This window comes from Ruegeria arenilitoris, from assembly GCF_013030985.1.
Classification (GTDB): domain Bacteria; phylum Pseudomonadota; class Alphaproteobacteria; order Rhodobacterales; family Rhodobacteraceae; genus Ruegeria; species Ruegeria arenilitoris_B.
This window is the reverse complement of sequence record NZ_WPYP01000001.1, coordinates 1,072,988-1,091,815: the sequence shown is the minus strand read 5'-3', so window position 1 is coordinate 1,091,815 and position 18,828 is coordinate 1,072,988. Positions and strand designations below refer to the sequence as shown.

At 58.5% G+C, this 18,828-nt stretch carries 18 protein-coding genes; 11 read left to right on the top strand and 7 right to left on the bottom strand.

Annotation, left to right across the window (positions count from 1 at the left end):
* Positions 1 to 85 precede the first annotated feature (85 nt).
* From GOX88_RS05445 to GOX88_RS05405, 9 genes are all read left to right on the top strand, one after another.
* On the top strand, positions 86 to 898 hold the full coding sequence (locus GOX88_RS05445; RefSeq protein WP_170400096.1) for an N-formylglutamate amidohydrolase: 813 nt from the start codon (positions 86 to 88) through the stop codon (positions 896 to 898).
* 8 nt (positions 899 to 906) lie between these two features.
* Positions 907 to 1,479 carry a TRAP transporter small permease subunit gene (locus GOX88_RS05440; RefSeq protein WP_170400263.1) on the top strand — a complete coding sequence of 191 codons (573 nt, stop codon included), beginning with the start codon at positions 907 to 909 and terminating at the stop codon, positions 1,477 to 1,479.
* The gene (locus GOX88_RS05435; RefSeq protein WP_170400094.1) at positions 1,476 to 2,795 is read left to right on the top strand and encodes a TRAP transporter large permease; all 1,320 of its coding nucleotides are present in this window, start codon (positions 1,476 to 1,478) and stop codon (positions 2,793 to 2,795) included. The genes GOX88_RS05440 and GOX88_RS05435 overlap by 4 nt, the downstream gene beginning before the upstream one ends.
* Before the next feature lie 51 nt (positions 2,796 to 2,846).
* Positions 2,847 to 3,881 (top strand): TRAP transporter substrate-binding protein, encoded by a 1,035-nt coding sequence (locus tag GOX88_RS05430; protein WP_170400092.1) that lies wholly within the window; start codon positions 2,847 to 2,849, stop codon positions 3,879 to 3,881.
* Positions 3,882 to 4,027: 146 nt separating this feature from the next.
* Entirely contained in the window at positions 4,028 to 5,713 is a 1,686-nt protein-coding gene (locus GOX88_RS05425; RefSeq protein ID WP_170400090.1) for a Na/Pi cotransporter family protein, read from the top strand.
* 57 nt (positions 5,714 to 5,770) lie between these two features.
* Entirely contained in the window at positions 5,771 to 7,132 is a 1,362-nt protein-coding gene (locus tag GOX88_RS05420) for a glutamine synthetase family protein (protein WP_170400088.1), read from the top strand.
* Between the two features lie 94 nt (positions 7,133 to 7,226).
* Positions 7,227 to 8,609 carry an aldehyde dehydrogenase family protein gene (locus GOX88_RS05415; RefSeq protein ID WP_170400085.1) on the top strand — a complete coding sequence of 461 codons (1,383 nt, stop codon included), beginning with the start codon at positions 7,227 to 7,229 and terminating at the stop codon, positions 8,607 to 8,609.
* A 67-nt stretch (positions 8,610 to 8,676) separates the two neighbouring features.
* Positions 8,677 to 9,822, top strand: a complete 1,146-nt coding sequence (locus GOX88_RS05410; RefSeq protein WP_170400083.1) for an iron-containing alcohol dehydrogenase — start codon at positions 8,677 to 8,679, stop codon at positions 9,820 to 9,822.
* Positions 9,823 to 9,880: 58 nt separating this feature from the next.
* Positions 9,881 to 10,651 (top strand): alpha/beta hydrolase, encoded by a 771-nt coding sequence (locus GOX88_RS05405; protein ID WP_170400081.1) that lies wholly within the window; start codon positions 9,881 to 9,883, stop codon positions 10,649 to 10,651.
* Positions 10,652 to 10,669: 18 nt separating this feature from the next.
* Here GOX88_RS05405 and GOX88_RS05400 read toward each other — a convergent pair whose 3' ends face one another.
* The 6 genes from GOX88_RS05400 to GOX88_RS05375 form a co-directional block, all read right to left on the bottom strand.
* Positions 10,670 to 10,951 (bottom strand): hypothetical protein, encoded by a 282-nt coding sequence (locus GOX88_RS05400; RefSeq protein ID WP_170400079.1) that lies wholly within the window; start codon positions 10,949 to 10,951, stop codon positions 10,670 to 10,672.
* A gap of 260 nt (positions 10,952 to 11,211) precedes the next feature.
* Positions 11,212 to 12,009 carry a hypothetical protein gene (locus tag GOX88_RS05395; protein WP_170400077.1) on the bottom strand — a complete coding sequence of 266 codons (798 nt, stop codon included), beginning with the start codon at positions 12,007 to 12,009 and terminating at the stop codon, positions 11,212 to 11,214.
* Positions 12,002 to 12,145 carry a hypothetical protein gene (locus GOX88_RS05390; protein WP_170400075.1) on the bottom strand — a complete coding sequence of 48 codons (144 nt, stop codon included), beginning with the start codon at positions 12,143 to 12,145 and terminating at the stop codon, positions 12,002 to 12,004. Before GOX88_RS05390 ends, GOX88_RS05395 begins: the two co-directional genes overlap by 8 nt.
* Positions 12,146 to 12,394: 249 nt before the next feature.
* A complete protein-coding gene (gene parE, locus GOX88_RS05385; RefSeq protein WP_170400073.1) occupies positions 12,395 to 14,353 on the bottom strand; it encodes a DNA topoisomerase IV subunit B in 1,959 nt (652 codons plus the stop codon).
* 120 nt (positions 14,354 to 14,473) lie between these two features.
* Positions 14,474 to 15,055, bottom strand: a complete 582-nt coding sequence (locus GOX88_RS05380) for a 2OG-Fe(II) oxygenase (RefSeq protein ID WP_170400071.1) — start codon at positions 15,053 to 15,055, stop codon at positions 14,474 to 14,476.
* 240 nt (positions 15,056 to 15,295) lie between these two features.
* Positions 15,296 to 16,129 carry a class I SAM-dependent methyltransferase gene (locus GOX88_RS05375; RefSeq protein WP_170400069.1) on the bottom strand — a complete coding sequence of 278 codons (834 nt, stop codon included), beginning with the start codon at positions 16,127 to 16,129 and terminating at the stop codon, positions 15,296 to 15,298.
* 128 nt (positions 16,130 to 16,257) lie between these two features.
* Here GOX88_RS05375 and GOX88_RS05370 point away from each other — a divergent pair, with 128 nt between their 5' ends.
* Positions 16,258 to 16,866, top strand: a complete 609-nt coding sequence (locus tag GOX88_RS05370; protein ID WP_170400067.1) for a carboxymuconolactone decarboxylase family protein — start codon at positions 16,258 to 16,260, stop codon at positions 16,864 to 16,866.
* A 4-nt stretch (positions 16,867 to 16,870) separates the two neighbouring features.
* Here the strand turns inward: GOX88_RS05370 and GOX88_RS05365 are convergent, their stop codons facing one another.
* Entirely contained in the window at positions 16,871 to 17,746 is an 876-nt protein-coding gene (locus tag GOX88_RS05365) for an alpha/beta fold hydrolase (protein WP_367647751.1), read from the bottom strand.
* Between the two features lie 122 nt (positions 17,747 to 17,868).
* Between GOX88_RS05365 and ppk2 the strand changes: the two genes are divergently transcribed.
* Positions 17,869 to 18,792: a polyphosphate kinase 2 gene (ppk2, locus tag GOX88_RS05360; RefSeq protein ID WP_170400064.1), complete on the top strand. Its 924-nt coding sequence runs from the start codon at positions 17,869 to 17,871 to the stop codon at positions 18,790 to 18,792.
* Positions 18,793 to 18,828: the final 36 nt, after the last annotated feature.

The following is an 18,828-nucleotide window of genomic DNA, read 5'->3' as shown; positions in this document are numbered from 1 at the left end:
CCTGCATCAGTTATGCAAATTGTGCAAAATTTTTCACCACAACTTGCTCTGATGGATTCTTTACAGGAAAATTATTGACAGGTGAATGGATCGTGTGGAAATTTTTCCACAATCCACACTCACGGAATCGCAGGGCGGTACATTGGACTTCGGAACGGTTGTTCATACGGATAGGGCGGACGGCAGACCTAAGGTGCTGCTGGTGTGCGAACATGCCTCGTGCCGCATTCCGGCTTTTCTGGGCGATATGGGTCTGACGGCCGAAGCGCGGGAAAGCCATATCGCATGGGACCCGGGCGCGCTGGGCGTTGCGCAGCAAATGGCCGGATTGATCTCTGCGCCGCTGGTCCATGGGGGGGTCTCCCGACTGGTCTATGACTGCAATCGCCCACCCGAGGCTCCGGGGGCTATGCCGCTCAAAAGCGAACAGTACGACATTCCAGCCAATGCCCTGATGACGCCGGAGGAGCGTCAAAGCCGCGTTGAGAACATCTATGCACCCTTCACGCGGGCTGTCTCAGGTCAGATCGCTCAGCACCGCCCGTCGTTGCAGTTGATGGTGACTGTGCACAGTTTCACCCCGGTTTTTCATGGCCGCCAGCGCTCGGTTGAGCTGGGTATTCTACATGGTCGCGATGACAGGTTTGCTGTGGCGATGATGGGGGTAGTGCCCGCGCAGCCATCCTTTGTGACCCGTCTGAACGAGCCGTATTCCGCTGCAGACGGGGTGGCGCATACGTTGGATGCGCAGGCTTATCCGAACGGATTGCTGAACGTCATGATTGAGGTTCGCAACGATCTGATCCGTACGCCTGATGAACAGCAGGCCATGGCCGAGTATCTGGTGCCGTGGATCGACCACACGCTTTCCGGGTTCGGGGAAGGGGGTGCCGCGTGATCAAGGTGATGGCGACATATGTACGGGTCGTCGATGCGATCAACTATCGGATCGGTCGGGTGATGATGTGGGGCCTGTTCGTGATGATGGGGATCTTGCTGTGGTCCTCGATCTCGAAAACGTTCTTCCTGCCGTCGCTCTGGACGCTGGAAATGGCGCAGTTTGCGATGGTGACCTATTACATCGTTGGCGGTCCGTATTCGATCCAGCTGGGCTCGAACGTGCGGATGGACCTGTTTTACCACAACTGGAGCCACAAGAAGAAAGCGTGGTTCGATGCGTTCACGGTTCTGCTGTTGATCCTGTATCTGGGCGTGCTGTTCTATGGCGGGCTGGGATCGACGGCCTACAGCCTTGGCTATTGGGGGGATGAGCCGGTCTCGTACTTCGCCGGTCTTGTTACCGGCAGTGAAGAGATCGGGCGGCTGGAGCGGTCTTCGACCGCGTGGCGGCCCTATATCTGGCCGATCAAGGCCATCATGGTGTTCGGCTTCTTCCTGATGCTGCTGCAGGCAATATCGGAATTCTTCAAAGACATAGCCCGGATCAACGGGCAGGAAATCGGGGTGAGCCGGGCATGAGCCAGGAATTTATCGCCATCTTCATGTTCGCGCTAATGATGCTGATGCTGTTCACCGGCCAGCGCGTCTTTGGCGCGATCGGTGCGGTTGCCACCATCGCCGCGTTGGCGCTGTGGGGAACGGGCGGGCAGGATATCACGTTCTCGGCCGCGATGAAGTTGATGAAGTGGTACCCGCTACTGACGCTGCCGATGTTCATCTTCATGGGTTATGTACTCAGCGAAAGCCGTCTGGCCGATGACCTGTATCGCATGTTCCATGTGTGGATGGGGCCGGTGAACGGTGGGCTGGCGATCGGCACCATCGGGTTGATGGTGCTGGTCTCGGCCATGAACGGGCTCAGCGTGGCCGGGATGGCCATCGGCGCGACGATTGCGCTGCCGGAACTGCTGCGGCGGGGCTATGACAAGACCATGGTGACCGGGGTCATTCAGGCCGGGTCGAGTCTGGGCATTCTCGTGCCGCCATCGGTTGTGCTGGTGCTTTATGCCATGATCGCACGGCAACCCGTTGGCCAACTGTGGCTGGCCGGTATCCTGCCGGGATTGCTGATGGCGGGTCTCTTCATCCTCTACATCTGGATTCGTTGCCGTATTCAGCCTGAACTCGGCCCGGCGATGGAAGACGCGCATGAGGTTCCGTGGTCCGAGAAAATCCGGCTGCTGGGAGCAGGGGCCCTGCCGCTGATCATCTTTGCCGCCATGATGGTACCGTTTGTGAATGGTTGGACTTCGCTGGTGGAAAGCTCGGCCATCGGGGCGCTGACCGCGTTGGTCGTGTCGGTCGTCAAACGCCGGATGACGTGGAAGATTTTCGAGGATTGCACCAAGCAAACGCTGGCGATTTCCTGCATGTTCATGTGGATCATTCTGGCCGCGCTGGGCTTTGGCGCCGTGTTCGACGGGCTGGGCGCGGTGAAAGCCATCGAGAACCTGTTCACCGAGCAACTCGGCCTGTCGCCCTGGATGATCCTGATCCTGATGCAGCTCAGCTTTATCGTCATGGGTACGTTTCTGGACGACACGGCGATGCTGGTCATCGTGGCGCCCCTATACGTGCCCTTGGTGGGTGCACTTGGGTTCGACCTGATCTGGTATGGGGTTCTGTATACGATCACCACCCAGATCGCCTATATGACACCGCCCTTCGGCTATAACCTGTTCCTGATGCGCGCAATGGCACCGCCCGAGATCGGGTTGAAGGACATTTACCGCTCGATCATTCCGTTTGTCGGCGTGATGGTGCTGGCCCTGATTATTATAATGACATTCCCGGAAATAGCCCTTTGGTTGCCCGGCTATGTTTATGGAAATTAACAAGAATGCCCCGTGAACGGGCACGCAAACTTCAACGGAGAGGAAATTGACATGACGACAAGACGTAAGTTTCTGAAGACCGCCGGGGTGGGCGTTGCCGCCGCACCATTGGCCACGCCCGCACTGGCGCAGAGCACGATTACATGGCGGATGCAGACCTATGCGGGCCCGGCTCTGGCCGAGCACGTGATTGACCCGGCCATCAAGATGTTCAACCAGATCGCCGGCGACCGGATGCAGATCGAGCTGTTCTATGCCGACCAGCTGGTTCCGACGGGTGAGCTGTTCCGTGCCATGCAGAAAGGCACCATCGACGCTGTGCAATCGGACGATGACTCGATGGCGTCGCCCACCGAAGTCACCGTGTTTGGAGGGTATTTCCCGTTTGCCTCGCGCTATTCGCTGGACGTGCCGGTTCTGTTCAACCAGTGGGGCCTGAACGAGATCTGGGACGAGGAATACTCGAAGGTCGGCGTGAAACACATCAGTGCGGGTGCATGGGATCCGTGCCATTTCGCCACCAAGGACCCGATCAACAGCCTGGCGGACATGAAGGGCAAGCGCATCTTCACCTTCCCGACAGCGGGCCGGTTCCTGTCCCAGTTCGGCGTTGTTCCCGTGACTCTGCCATGGGAAGACATCGAGGTCGCCGTGCAAACCGGCGAGCTGGACGGTATCGCGTGGTCGGGCATCACCGAAGACTACACCGTGGGGTGGGCCGACGTGACCAATTACTTCCTGACCAACAACGTGTCGGGCGCATGGGCGGGGCACTTCTTTGCCAATATGGACCGCTGGAACGAACTTCCCGAAGACCTGCAGACCCTGTTCAAGGTTTGCTGTGATCAGTCGCACTATTATCGCCAGTGGTGGTATTGGGGTGGAGAGGCAAACCTGCGCGTCAACGGCACCAAGATGCAGCTGACCACCATCCCGGACGAAGAATGGGCAACGGTCGAGGAAGCTGCGGTCAAGTTCTGGGACGAAATCGCCGCCGAGTCCGAAACCAAGGCGAAGGTTGTCGATATCTTCAAGCGCTACAACGCCGAAATGCTCAAGGCCGGACGGCCGTATCGCTATAGCTAAATGACCCGATTCCGGCGCGTTAGCGATACCACGCGCCGGAATCGAACCACGGGAAACAACGTTGCGAATGCTAGTATCCGTTCAGACACAGAAAACAAAACTCCGGGCGTGCGGTTGTGCGACCCGGACCGAGGGGGCGTGAACGGATGGCAATCGCAGGCTTTTTGATCGAGATTTTTGCAGCAACCATGTTGCTGCTGTTCGCCGTGCGGCTGGTGCGCACGGGGATTGAACGGCGCTTTGGCGCGCTGTTTCAGTCGATCCTTACGCGACACTCGAACACATTTGTTGCGGGTGGGGCCGGTATGGTCCTGGCCACGATCCTGCAAAGCTCGGCCGCGGTGACGGTTCTGCTGACCGGATTTGCAGCGGCGGGGATGGTTACCTTTGGCCTTGCGCTGGCCGGGGTGCTGGGCGCCGATCTGGGGTCAGCCCTGATCATTCAAGTGCTGTCCTATGATCTGGGATGGTTGCAACCGGTGCTGCTGGCGCTGGGTGGTTGGCTGTACCTGAAGTCCGACCGGGCCAACGTGCGGCTGATCGGGCGGATCGTTCTGGGCATCGCCTTCATTCTGGTCTCGCTGCAGTTTTTGCGCGATGCGGTCGATCCGATCCGGGAAAGCGCCTTTTTGCCGGCGATCGCGGGTTATTTGGAAAACGATTATTTCAGTGCCTTCATCGTGGGTGCCGTGCTGGCCTTTGTCATGCACAGCTCGGTCGCGACCATCCTGATGTGCGTGACTCTGGTGCAGATCGGGGCGATCCCATTTGCCGCCGGGTTGTCGCTGGTGCTGGGGGCCAATCTGGGCTCGGCCTTCATCCCGATCTGGCTGACGCGTGACTTGACCATCGCGGCCCGGCGCATTCCCTGGGCCAACCTGCTGCTGCGTGGCAGTGCGGCGTTGGTGATGCTGATCGCGGTCAACGTCAGCGGCGCGCACGAGGCGCTGATGGTCGCCGGGGCAGGGCAGTCGCTGATCCTGGCGCATATCGGGTTCAACCTGACCGTCTTTGTGCTGGCCACTGGTTTCGTGAACTGGATGGAGCGCCCAATGGCCCTGCTGCTGCCCGAACCGAAGGCCGAGGCAAGCGTCATGGATCAGTTCACGGATGCGCTCAGCCCGCTGGGCGATCCCAGCGCATCGGGGGCGAATGTGGCGATGTCCTCGGTCCGGCATGAGCTGTTGCAGATGGTCACGCAGGTTGAACGCATGTTCCGCCCGGTGCTGGATATTTATGAACAGGATGACAGCGACGCCATCTCTGCCCTGTGGCAGCAGGATGAGAGGGTGAACGCGCAGCTTACCGAAATCCGCCGCTTTGTCGCGCGGATGCCGCGGCAGAACATGAACAAGGCGCAGATCAAGGCGGCGCGCGGTCTGGTGGAATACGCCATCCGGCTTGAGGCGGCAGGCGATGTGGTTTCCAACCGCATGACCCGCACAGCCCAGATCAAACACACCGAACGCGCCGAGTTTTCCGCGCAGGGGTGGAAAGAGCTGACGGATCTGCACGCCACCATTCTGGAGAGCTTTTCACTGGCTCGTCACGTGCTGCTGGTCGATGACATGGACTGCGCCCGTCGTCTGGTGCTGGACAAGGCCGAGGTCAAACGGATGTCGCGCGATAGCCGCAAGGCGCATCTTAAACGGCTGGAGCGGGGTCAGACCGAGAGCTTCCAGTCCAGTGATCTGCATCTTGAGACGTTGCGCGCCATGCGCGACCTGCACGGCCACATCGCGGCTGTCGCCTATCCGATCCTCTACAAGAGCGGACAGGTTCTTGAGACGCGTCTGGTGATGGAAATGGAAAAGAACGCGGCCGACGACTGATGGCCGTGAAAGGGAGCACGAGACCAGGGTCTCGGAAGGTAACAGAGGATGAACGGGATGGGTAATGAGGCGCGTTTGGACGATCTGAAAGCCAAGGTCGACGCAGGCGAGGTGGATACCGTGCTGGTCTGCATGATCGACATGCAGGGTCGCTTGATGGGCAAGCGGTTCCATGCCGGGCATTTCGTGGCGGGCGCGTGGCAAGAGACCCATTGCTGCAATTACCTGCTGGCCACTGACCTTGAGATGGCGACCCCCGATGGCTATGCGGCCACCAGTTGGAAACGGGGCTATGGTGACTATGTCATGAAGCCGGACCTCAGTACTCTGCGCCCGGTGCCGTGGCTGGAAGGCACAGCGATGGTGATGTGCGACGTGCTGGATCATCATACGCATGAAGAGGTGCCCCATGCGCCGCGCTCGATCCTGAAAAAACAGGTCAACCGCCTGAAGGCCATGGGCTATGACGCCATGTGCGCCACCGAGTTGGAGTTCTTTCTGTTCGAAAAGAGCTTTGATCAAATCCGCAAGGAAGGCTTCCGCGATCTGGAGCCGATCTCGGGATACAACGAGGATTACCACATCCTGCAGACCACCAAGGAAGAGCACGTGATGCGCCCGATCCGCAATCACCTGTGGAACGCGGGTATTCCGGTCGAGAATTCAAAGGGCGAAGCCGAAACCGGGCAGGAAGAGCTGAACATCAAATACGCCGGTGCGATGGAGACAGCCGAGTATCACTCGATCGCCAAGAACGCGGTGAAAGAGATCGCCTGGCAGCACGGTCACGCCGCGACTTTCCTGCCGAAATGGCACCATGACAAGGTGGGCAGTTCCTCGCACGTGCATCAGTCGCTGTGGAAGGACGGGCAACCGGCGTTTTACGACAAGTCGGATGAGTTGGGCATGTCGGCGCTGATGAAAAGCTACATGGCCGGGCTGCTGAAATACGCCCCCGACTACACCTATTTCATGGCACCCTATATCAACAGCTATAAGCGGTTCATGAAGGGCACCTTTGCGCCGACGCGGATCATCTGGTCGGTGGATAATCGTACGGCGGGCTTCCGTCTGTGCGGTGACGGGACAAAGGCCGTGCGGGTCGAATGCCGGATTCCGGGGTCGGACATGAACCCCTATCTGGCGATGGCCGGAATGCTGGCCGCCGGGATTGCCGGGATTGAAGAGAGGCTGGAGTTGCAGCCAGCGGCCACGGGAGACGTTTATCAGGGCGACACAGGGATGATCCCCGGCACCCTGCGCGAAGCGCGCGAGGCGCTGCTTGGCTCGACCATGCTGCGCGCGGCAATGGGGGACGAAGTTGTCGATCACTACGCACGAGCGGCAGAGGTTGAGGTCGAGGAGTTCGAGCGCGTGGTGACGGATTGGGAAATCGCTCGCGGGTTCGAGCGGGCATAAGGTTGGGCTAGGCTGGGGGCTCTGCCCCCAGACCCCCGGGATATTTTTGGCCAGATGAAGCAGGGATCCTGTTTCTTTCGGAAATGGAGTGGATATGGGGCAGATGTTGAAATGTGTCTCACCGATTGATGGATCGGTTTTTGCAGAGCGGGAGGTGTTGTCTCGTGACGCGGCGTTTGAGGTTGCAGGCCGGGCGCATGCGGCGCAGTCGGCGTGGGCGGCGCGGCCATTGCAGGAGCGCATTGATCTTGTGATGGCGGCTGTGGCCGCAGTGGGCGCGATGAATGACGAGATCGTCCCAGAGCTGGCGCATATGATGGGTCGCCCGATACGCTATGGAGGTGAGTTTGGTGGGTTCAACGAGCGCGCCAGCCATATGGCCGAGATTGCCGAGGCTTCGCTGGCCGATATCACGGTGGGCGAAGATGAGACTTTCAAGCGCTATATCAAGCGCATCCCGCATGGGGTGGTGTTTGTGGTGGCGCCCTGGAATTACCCCTACATGACCGCGATCAACACGGTGGCCCCGGCGCTGATTGCAGGGAATACAGTGATCCTGAAACATGCCACACAGACTTTGCTGGTAGGTGAGCGCATGGCGCAGGCCTTCCATTCGGCGGGCGTGCCAGAAGACGTGTTCCAGAACGTGTTCCTGAGCCACGACGTGACAAATGACCTGATCGCAGGCAATGCGTTTGACTTCGTGAACTTCACGGGCTCGGTCGGCGGTGGTCAGGCGATGGAGCGCGCCGCGGCAGGCACCTTTACCGGCGTTGGGACCGAGTTGGGCGGCAAGGACCCCGGCTATGTGATGGACGACGCCGATCTGGATGCTGCGGTCGATACTCTGATTGACGGGGCCATGTTCAACTCGGGTCAGTGCTGCTGCGGGATCGAGCGGATCTACGTTCACGAAAGCCTCTATGACGATTTCGTCGCCAAGGCAGTTGCGGTCGTGAAAGGATACAAACTGGGCAACCCTCTGGACGCTGAGACGACGATCGGCCCGATGGCCAATGTGCGGTTTGCGGACGAGGTGCGTGCGCAGATTGCCGAGGCTGTCGCAGCCGGAGCGGTGGCCCATATCGAGACATTCCCAGAGGATGATGGCGGTGCTTACCTGACGCCGCAGATCCTGACCAATGTGACCCATGATATGCGCGTGATGCGGGATGAGAGCTTTGGTCCGGTCGTGGGCATCATGAAAGTGTCCTCGGACGAGGAAGCCATCGCGCTGATGAATGACAGCGAGTTCGGTCTGACCGCCAGCCTCTGGACCCGTGATGTGGACCGTGCGGCGCGGGTAGGTGATCAAATCGAGACCGGCACCGTGTTCATGAACCGCGCCGACTATCTTGACCCCGGTCTCTGCTGGACCGGTTGCAAGAACACCGGGCGCGGCGGCGGTTTGTCCGTCATCGGCTATCACAACCTGACACGTCCCAAATCCTACCACCTGAAAAAGGTCACGGGCTGAGGACACTGGCCTGCTCTGGACAGACCCCCTCGCCAGAGCAGGCCTAAAATGACAAAGGAAACCTGACATGTCACTCGTTGGAAACTGGTCGTATCCGACCGCGATCAAATTTGGGCCGGGGCGTATCAAGGAACTGCCCGAAGCCTGCGAAGCAGCCGGGATGAAGCGTCCCTTGTTGGTTACTGATAAAGGCCTGGCCGATCTGCCGATCACTACGGCGACACTGGACATCATGGAAGCCGCCGGTCTGGGGCGCGGGTTGTTCAGCGATGTGGACCCGAATCCGAATGAAATGAACCTCGACGCGGGTGTCGCGGCCTATAAGGCGGGCGGCCACGATGGGGTGATCGCGTTCGGTGGTGGCTCGGGGCTGGATTTGGGCAAGATGGTTGCCTTCATGGCCGGTCAGACGCGCCCTGTTTGGGATTTCGAGGATATCGGCGATTGGTGGACCCGAGCGGACGCCGATGCCATCGCCCCGATTATCGCGGTGCCGACCACCGCCGGCACCGGGTCCGAGGTGGGCCGCGCCAGCGTCATCACCAATTCCGAAACGCACGCCAAGAAGATCATCTTCCACCCGAAAGTGCTGCCAACGGTTGTCATCTGCGACCCGGAACTGACCGTGGGGATGCCCAAATTCATCACCGCAGGCACCGGTCTGGATGCCTTTGCGCATTGTGTCGAGGCGTTCTCCAGCCCTCATTACCACCCAATGAGTCAGGGCATCGCGCTGGAGGGGATGCGTTTGGTGATGGAGTACCTGCCGCGCGCCTATGCCGACGGAACCGACATCGAAGCCCGCGCCCAGATGATGAGCGCGGCGGCAATGGGCGCGACTGCCTTCCAGAAAGGCCTCGGCGCGATCCACGCCATGAGCCATCCCGTCGGCGCGGTGTTCAACACTCATCACGGCACCACAAACGCGGTCTGTATGCCCTCGGTGCTGGATTTCAATGCGCCCGCCATCGCGGACCGTTTTCAATCCGCAGCCGCCTATCTGAACATCAACGGGGGCTTCGACGGCTTCCGCGCCTTTGTGCAAGGGTTCAACGACTCGCTGGGCATCCCGCGCAAACTGTCCGATCTGGGCGTGACCGAGGCCGCGATCCCCGAACTGGTCAAAGGCGCGATCATCGACCCGTCCTGCGGCGGCAACCCGATCGAACTGACCGAGGGCAACCTGACCACGCTGTTCAAGGCTGCACTGTAACAGGCTTGCCGAACGTATCCCTCACCTCTCATACTGATCAGAGGTGAGGGAGATTTTCATGACCAAAGAGATTGTACTGATCCACGGGGCCTTCGCCGGGCCGTGGTGTATGGAAGATTACGCCGGTTTCTTCCGCGAACGCGGCTGGACAGTGCATACCCCGGCGCTGCGCTATCACGGGGGCGACCCCAAGGCCGAACCCGATCCTGGCCTGACCGATACCAGCGTCATAGATTACTCCAATGACATCGCGGATTTCGTGCAGGGGCTGGACAGCAAACCCGTGCTGTTCGGTCACGCTATCGCGGGGGTGGTGGCGCAGCAGGTGGCATCTCGTGGGTTGGCCAGCGCCATTGTTCTGATCAACCCGAATAGGCCTTGGGGGACTCTGCCGGAAACCGACGACGAACGCGCCATCCCGCGCGCGCTGATGGAGGGTGGGGCGTTCTGGAAACTGCCCATGCGGGTCGAGTTCGACCTGATGGCCCCCTTTGCGCTGAATAAAATGCCCGAGGCGCAGCAGCACGCGGTGTTCGACCGGCTGGGTGCCGAAAGCGGGCGGGTGATGTTCGAGATGTTCTTCTGGATGTTCGACGACCACCACGCGATGAAAGTCGAGATCGACAAGGTCGACTGCCCGGTTCTGATCGTCTCGGGCACCGAGGACCGGGCCGTGAACCCCAACACCTGCCGCGCGCTGGCTGACCTGTACGGAGACCGTGCGACCTTCATGCCCGTCGCAGACCACGCGCATTTCCTGTTCATGGAGCCCGGCTGGGAAAAGCCCGCCGCGCAGATCGCGGACTGGCTGGAGGATAAGGTGGGCTAGACCGCCCACCCCAAGCGGTCAGTTGCTGGTCGAAAACGTGCTTTGCGGTTTCCATTTCAGGGTGCCGTCGCTTTCTCGGTGGCAACGCAGCAGGCGTTCCTGAATGGTGCTGACCGTGGAGGTGACGGTGTTGTCGCCCACCAGCAGAACAAAGGCGTCCTCGGAATAGGCCATGCCCTTGTAATAGCAAAACTTGGTCTCGGCCCCGTCCGGAATGGGCGATGCAAAGCTGAGCGTCTGCTGCGCAGGCGCTTGTGTGGCCAGCAGCGCGAAGGCCAGCCCGAGGGTTAATGTTTTCATGTCGTCCTCCCGTTCGAATATCTGTTGGTCTTATTCGGCCTTGGACGCTCGGAACCTCAAATGTCGTTCTTAAATGACGGTTTGAGGGTAAGTGTGAACGAGATCAACGGGTTAGGCAAGGGGAGTGTTTGGGTGGCGATTGCTGGGCGGTCTCGCGCTGTCCACCAAATGCATAATGCAAAGCATCATGCACGCGTCCGACCCACCCCATGAGAGGGCGCGTTCCGCACCCACCCTCGGGCCGGGCGCGAGGGTTTCAGTCATATCCCTGATTGCCAAACTGAATAAGCTTGCGCAGCAGTGGCTAACGCTATTGCTACGGTGATCCAAAACAGCATTCGATTTTGTCGTACATTGTCTTTGTGACGGCGTTCCTCTTGGGCGTAGTTCGCAATAGTAACTAGTGCCTGAGCAGATAGTTTAAATTCATGGCGCCCGACTTTCTCAAGGTCACCGGAACTTACAAGAGATTCAATAAGTAAGCGAAACTGTGCTGAAATCTGATCATGTTTAGGATGACCGTAAATTCGTTGACCAAAGTGGTCGGTTTCCAATTGAGTTATGGACCTTTTCTTGGCTTCGTAGAGTATAGGCACTCCATTCAGAGCCCGAGTGTAGTGCAATTCTACAATTTTTTTGAGTACCGCAATTCGATCATCGCGGTACCTGAGCGTCGCATTGTACAAAGACTGAAAGAGTTTTTCATGTATCCAGGCGCGCTCGGTAGCAAACGTGAGTTCTCCAGAAATAAATTGTGATGTTGTTTCAAAATCTTTGCGAACAAACCCAAAAAAGCGCGTTATCTTTATTTCCCATTCGGGTAACTCTTCGATTGGAATTCTAATGGACTCTGAAAATTCATCACCTACCCAAAGTCGGCCGACTATCGAACACCCAGTTATCTCGTCCACCAAAACAGATTGTTCGGTATCTCCTCGCCAAAGCGTGGGAACATAGTAGTTATTAGTGGAACTATAAGAAAACTGGGAAGGTGCTCGTCTTTTAAGGCTACGCCTTAAAGCCAAAAGACGCGTTTCGCGCCTAATGAATTCAAACATCCAACTCCTCCACAAACCGCGTGTTCTCGTGAATGTAGTGAAACCGCAGTTCGGGTTTTTTGCCCATCAGACGCTCGACCAGATCGCCATTAACAATTGGAGTAGGTCTCGCTGAATAACGGAACGTTTGCTTCATTGGCATTTGTCCACACTCTTTTTAGCTAGATGCAGCAACAAAGCCGCTGGCCACCAAGCAATGATAAAAAGGTACGCTTTGGAAAGCGAAATGCCGGTGGAAGGAAATAGGTCTGGAAAGAACAGGACCCAGATTACAGTCAATACCCAAAATGCACTGAAAAAAGCTATGGTCCGATTGATTGTTCGGATTTCTTGCTTGGCGCTCATTTTGGATTCTTGGGGCATCTACTAGCGACTTAAGGTCGTTTCACACATCCAACTCCTCAACAAACCGCGCGTTTTCCTGAATGTATTGGAACCGCAGTTCGGGTTTTTTTCCCATCAGGCGCTCGACCAGATCGCCGGTCTCGCCGGGTTCGTCCTCGTCGATGGTGACGCGGATCAGTTTGCGGGACGCGGGGTCCATCGTGGTTTCTTTCAGGTCCTTGGCGTCCATTTCGCCCAGACCCTTGAAGCGGGAGACGTCGATCTTGCCCTTGCCGCCCAGACCTTTCTCAAGCCACTCATCGCGCTCGGCCTCGTCCAGACAATAGACGCGTTTCGCGCCTTGGGTCAGGCGGTAGAGGGGCGGGCAGGCGAGGTACAGGTGGCCCGCGTCGATCATCGGCCGCATCTGGGTAAAGAAGAACGTCATCAGCAAGGACGCGATATGCGCCCCGTCCACATCCGCGTCGGTCATGATGATGACCTTGTCATAGCGCAGATCGTCGACGTTGAACTTGGTGCCAAGCCCCACGCCCAGCGCCTGGGTCAGGTCGTTGATCTCGGCATTGGTGCCCAGTTTCGAACTGGCCGCACCCAGCACGTTCAGGATTTTGCCGCGCAGGGGCAGCAGCGCCTGTGTCTTGCGATCACGGCCCATCTTGGCGGACCCACCCGCCGAGTCACCCTCGACGATGAATAATTCGGTGCCGTCGCGTGTTGAACTAGAGCAGTCCACCAGCTTGCCGGGAAGACGAAGTTTCTTAGTGGCGGACTTGCGTTGTGTTTCCTTCTCGGCCCTACGGCGCAGGCGTTCTTCGGCCCGCAGGATGAGGAAGTCGAGGATCGCACCGGCGGATTTCGTGTCCGCGGCCAGCCAGTTGTCGAAATGGTCGCGGACCGAGTTTTCGACCAGTCGCTGCGCCTCGACCGTGGCCAGACGGTCTTTGGTCTGGCCGACGAATTCCGGCTCGCTGATGAAACAGGACACCAGAGCGCAGCCGCCGGTCATCAGGTCGTCGCGGGTGATCTGACCAGCCTTTTTGTTGTTGATCAGTTCGCCATAGGCCTTGATGCCTTTGAGAACCGCCGCCCAGAAACCCGCCACATGGGTACCACCTTCGGGGGTGGGGACTGTGTTACAGTAGGACTGGATGAACCCGTCGCGCGATGGGGTCCAGTTGATCGCCCATTCGACCTTGCCGGGGGTGCCGAATTTCTCGTTGAAGTCCACGGTTCCGGCAAAGGGCTGCTCGGCATAGGTCGAGGAGCCGTTCATCGTCTCTTTCAGGTAGTCCGACAGACCGCCGGGGAAGTGAAAGCTGGCCTCGGTCGGGGTTTCGCCGTCGTCGATGTGGGATTTCCAGCGGATTTCGACGCCCGAGAACAGGTAAGCCTTGGAGCGGATCGATTTGAACAGCCGCGCCGGTTTGAAGCGGTGATGGCCGAAGATTTCCTCGTCCGCGTGGAAGGTCACTGTCGTGCCGCGTCGGTTGGGGGCCGCGCCGATTTTCTCGACCGGGCCCAACGGAACACCGCGCGAGAAGCGCTGTTCGAACAGCGTTTTGTCCCGCGCCACCTGTACGACCATCGAATCCGACAGGGCATTCACCACCGAGGCACCCACGCCGTGCAGGCCGCCCGAGGTCTGATAGGCCTTGCCCGAGAATTTACCGCCCGCGTGCAGGGTGCAGAGTATCACCTCAAGCGCTGACTTGTCCGGAAACTTGGGATGCGGGTCGATTGGAATACCGCGCCCGTTGTCACGCACGGTCAGGGCGTAATCTGCGTGCAGCTCGACCTCGATCCGGTTGGCGTGACCAGCAACCGCTTCGTCCATCGAGTTGTCGAGGATTTCGGCCACCATATGGTGCAGCGCGCGCTCATCCGTGCCGCCGATATACATACCGGGGCGTTTTCGGACCGGCTCCAGCCCTTCAAGCACCTCAATCGAGGAGGCGTCGTAGGTGGCGGTCGCGCTGGGCGTCAACAGATCGTCGGGCATCGGTGCTGCTCTTGTTTATAGGTTGGGGTCCATTATGGCAGGTGATGTGGTCAGGGGGAAGAGGGGCGCGAGGTGTTGTGGACAACTGCGATCCATACGGGGCACCACGCGCCCGGATTATTATTGCTTCTTGGGCGAATACATAATGTCGGTACGCATTACGTATTTTTGGCCGGACAGAACCGGATCACCCCGATACATGATCGGATGATAGAACAACAGGGCTGCCCCTTTTTTCGGCGTTACGCAGAAGTCGGGGAATGACCGGCCCGCATAGATATCGCAAAACGAGGTGCCACCACCTTCGAATCCATCGTTCAGGTAGACCATGAAAGTGAACAAGCTGCGCTCACCATTGGGTCGTTCGAAATACCCGTCCTGATGCCAGTCAAACATTTGCCCCGCGTCATAGCGGTAGAACCGAAGACGTTCGTTCAGCCCCACGGCTACCCGCTTTCGAAAGCTCACCGGCGCAAAGGGCTGCACGCTTTGCCATAAGGCTTGTGCTGTTTCCGCGTCATCGCGGATCAGGCGGTCATTGTTTCGAATGTCCGGGCGGCGGGTGGCACCGTTCACGCCATTGATCAACGCGGGTTCAAATCCCGCAGTTTCGAGATCCGCGATCCAGCGATCACAGATGTCGGCGGGCAGAAAATTTTCTATTTCATATACATAGTCATTGAGCAGTTCGTTAATCTGCATGGTAGTCACCTAGTGCTTTACCCCGCCTTCAAGGCAGGGATATTGGGCAAAATCGGGGATAAGGTGTCGCCGGGACAAAGGCGTCGCAGTCAGTCAGAACCGTCAGGAAATGACCGCGTGTGCGTCACAAAAGGACGGCGTCGTCAGATGCAAATCTATCATCGATCGAACCGCCTTCTTGCAATTAAGGTTTGTGACAGGCTGGCTTAGTAGGTGCCGGTCACCTGAATTGTCAAAGGTTTATTGAGGTTTTTCAGCGGTCAGACGCACGCCGCCGATGCGGTGTTGCTGCACGTCGCTAACAAATTTCGCATACATCTTCAGGAATTCATCCCCCTTGGAGGGGTTGCCCGCGCGTTCTGCCTCGGCGTCCAGGGTCTGATACATACTGAGCCGCCGCGCCAGAATATCGCCCCAGGGTCCGGTGATATCGTCGGCCGAAATGATCTCGAATCCAGCTTGCCGCAGCTTGGATTCGTATTCGGGAATGCTCAGCAAAGAGTGGCAGGCAAAACGTTGACGGTATTGCTCCATTTCATCGTCAGGCAAAGGTGTATGCATCACCCAATCGGTAAAGGCAAAGCGGCCACCGGGGCGTAGAACGCGAAACACCTCATGCAGGGCTTTTGGTTTGTCGGGGATGTGCAAGAAGGATTCCTGACTGACGGCGGCGTCGAACTGTTCATCCTCGAAGGGCAAGTCCATCGCACTGGCCAGAACGGGGTGAATTCGGTCCTGAAGTCCGACCAACGTATTCAGCTCTTGCGCGCCGTCGACACGGTTGGGGCTGATGTCGACACCGGTCACCTGAACGCCGCGCTCGGATACGTACCAGCGCGCGGGGCCGCACAGCCCGGCACAGACATCCAGAACACTGCCCCCCGCGTTCATATGGGCCTTGTCGGCCAACCGGGCATTTGCCTCGAGCCCGTCATAGTGGTCCTGGTCATAGGGGTAGAGGTCCTGCGGCGTCAAACCCTCCAGCGAACCACGGAGGTTCTTCAGCTTGGTCAGAATATGCGGTGCAGAAATCGGGTGATTGGCATACCAGTTCGCGACAGTTTTTTCCGCCATTTCCATTAGATACTCCCCCTTGCCTTCCATAAGCTTAGCCTGACATGGTTGGCCAATCCAGTTTCGTCTTGTCGATGGTTGGGGCGAAGCCGGAGTGGGGACGCTGCGACAACAAGAAGGGAAACCGCATGAGCTGGATCAAGACTGTTCCATTCGACCAGGCCAGCGGCAAGCTGCGAAAGCTGTATGAACGGGTCACGGGGCCGGGCGACAATGTCGACAACATTATGATGGCGCATTCCTTGCGGCCGCATTCAATGGAAGGTCACATGGCGCTGTACAAGAACGTCCTGCACCATTCGGCCAACAAGGTGCCAAAGTGGTTTCTTGAGGTCCTGGGCGTCTGGGTCAGTTCGCTGAATCAATGCGGGTATTGTGTCGAGCACCATTTCAGCGGGCTGCAACGCTTGCTGAAAGATCCGGATCGGGGCCGCGCAATCCGCACCGCGATTGAGACGGAAACGCTGAGCACCGCTCCGTTGGACGAGGCTCAGATGGCGGCGATGACCTATGCGCGCAAGCTGACCGAGTCTCCGGCGGAAATGGTTAAGGCGGATATTCAGGTCCTGCGGGATGCTGGCTGGGACGACGGCGAGATTCTCGAGATCAATCAGGTTTGCGCTTACTTTGCCTATGCGAACCGGACGGTTCTGGGATTGGGCTGTTCGACCGAGGGCGACATTCTGGGCCTGTCCCCGAATAACTCGGACGATCCCGAGGATTGGGGGCACAAGTAGGCCGTCAATTCGCAAGCCAGTCCAGAATGGCCCGTGCGACGGCCTTGGGTTTCTGATGGTGCAGCCAGTGGTCGGTGTCTGGGATGTCGACGCGGGTCAGGTTGGGTGCGAACTCTTCCAACCCCTCCGTGGCCTCAGGCAGCAGGGCCTTGTCATCTGGTCCCCACAGAAGCAGGTGCGGACAACGGACCATCAGGCGGTCCAGTGGCAATTCGGGCAGATTGGTGCGTGGCTCTCCGGGCTTGGCGACGACCAGAGGGGAGGCGCGGTACCAGTTCAGCATCGCCTCAAGCCGACCGGGCCGGGCCCATTCGGTGCGATAGTCCTGCATACGTGCCTCGAACAGCCAGTCGACCCCCATGCCAAAGCGAAAGAACTGTTCGAGCCTTGCGAAATTGTCAGCCGAGAAATGCACTGCGGCATCCGGCGCACGCAGGGCATTGATGTATTGTGACGCCTCGGATTGCGCCCCTCCGGCGGCCATGGCCCGTTGAAACGGTACCGGGTGGACACCGTTTGCGATGATCAGGCGGCCGACCAGATCGGGGCGGAACATGGCCAGCCCATAAGCCACAGACGCGCCCCAGTCGTGGCCAAGTACGCAAATCGGGCTTTCAAGCTGTTCAATCAGCGCTGCCATGTCCGAGACCAGCTGAGACACTGCGTAATTCCCCACACCCTCGGGGCACCAGCTTTGCCCATAGCCGCGCTGATCCGGCGCGATGCAATGAAAATGGTTGGCCAGATGCGGGGCCAGATCACTCCATGCCCCTCCATATTCGGGAAAGCCGTGCAACATCAGCAAGGGCGGCAGGTCGGGCTTGCCCCAGCGCCGCAGAAAGAAGGACTGGCCGTTCAGGTCGATGATGTCTGTGTTCACTGTGACCTTTCTCTTTCTCCTCGAATTGAGGGGTTTTTCGCGCATCAATTTGACGCCAATCAAAGCGAAAAACAGCGTCTTCTGCTAGCCGTGTCTGCGGATAGTGAAAAAGGATGAACTGAATGGAAGCTGTTGTAAAAATCGAAGAAACAAAATCCCCCGTCAAAATCTCCCCAACATCGAAAACCGCGCCGTCTCAGCCCAGCCCCGAGAAAATTCGGCAGGCGTTTGAAAGTGGCAAATACCCCTATGGCCGCAAGATGGCGCGTAAATCCTATGAGGCGCAAAAGGCCGAACTGCAGGCCGAATTGCTGAAAGTTCAGTTGTGGGCGCAGGAAACCGGTCAGCGGTTCGTTCTGCTGTTCGAAGGCCGTGACGCAGCAGGCAAGGGTGGCACGATCAAACGGTTCATGGAGCACCTGAACCCCCGTCAGGCGCGGGTCGTAGCGCTGAACAAACCGACCTGGGAAGAGAAGGGCCAGTGGTACTACCAGCGCTATGTTCAAGAGCTTCCGACGGTTGGGGAAATGGTGTTCTACGACCGCTCGTGGTACAACCGCGCAGGCGTTGAGCGGGTCATGGGCTTTTGTTCGCCCAACGAATACCTCGAGTTCATGCGCCAGACGCCCGAACTGGAGCGGATGCTGGTCCGCTCGGGCATTCAGCTTTACAAATACTGGTTCTCGGTAACGCAGACCGAACAGCAGCGCCGGTTCAAAAACCGCGAGACCGACCCGCTGAAACAGTGGAAGCTGTCGCCGATCGACAAGGCCAGCCTCAACAAATGGGACGACTATACCGAGGCGAAAGAGGCGATGTTCTTCTACACCGACACCGCCGATGCACCCTGGACCATCGTCAAGTCGAACGACAAGAAACGCGCCCGTCTGAACTGTATGCGCCACTTCCTGTCGACGCTGGACTACCCCGACAAGGATCACGATATCGTGGAGCAACCTGATCCTCTGATCGTGGGGCAGGCCCATCACGTGATCCACCGGTCCGAGCATATTCTGGGCAATACCCTGCACCCGGAAACGCCGTGAACTGCTAAGCCAATGGCCGCGCACATATAGTCTCAA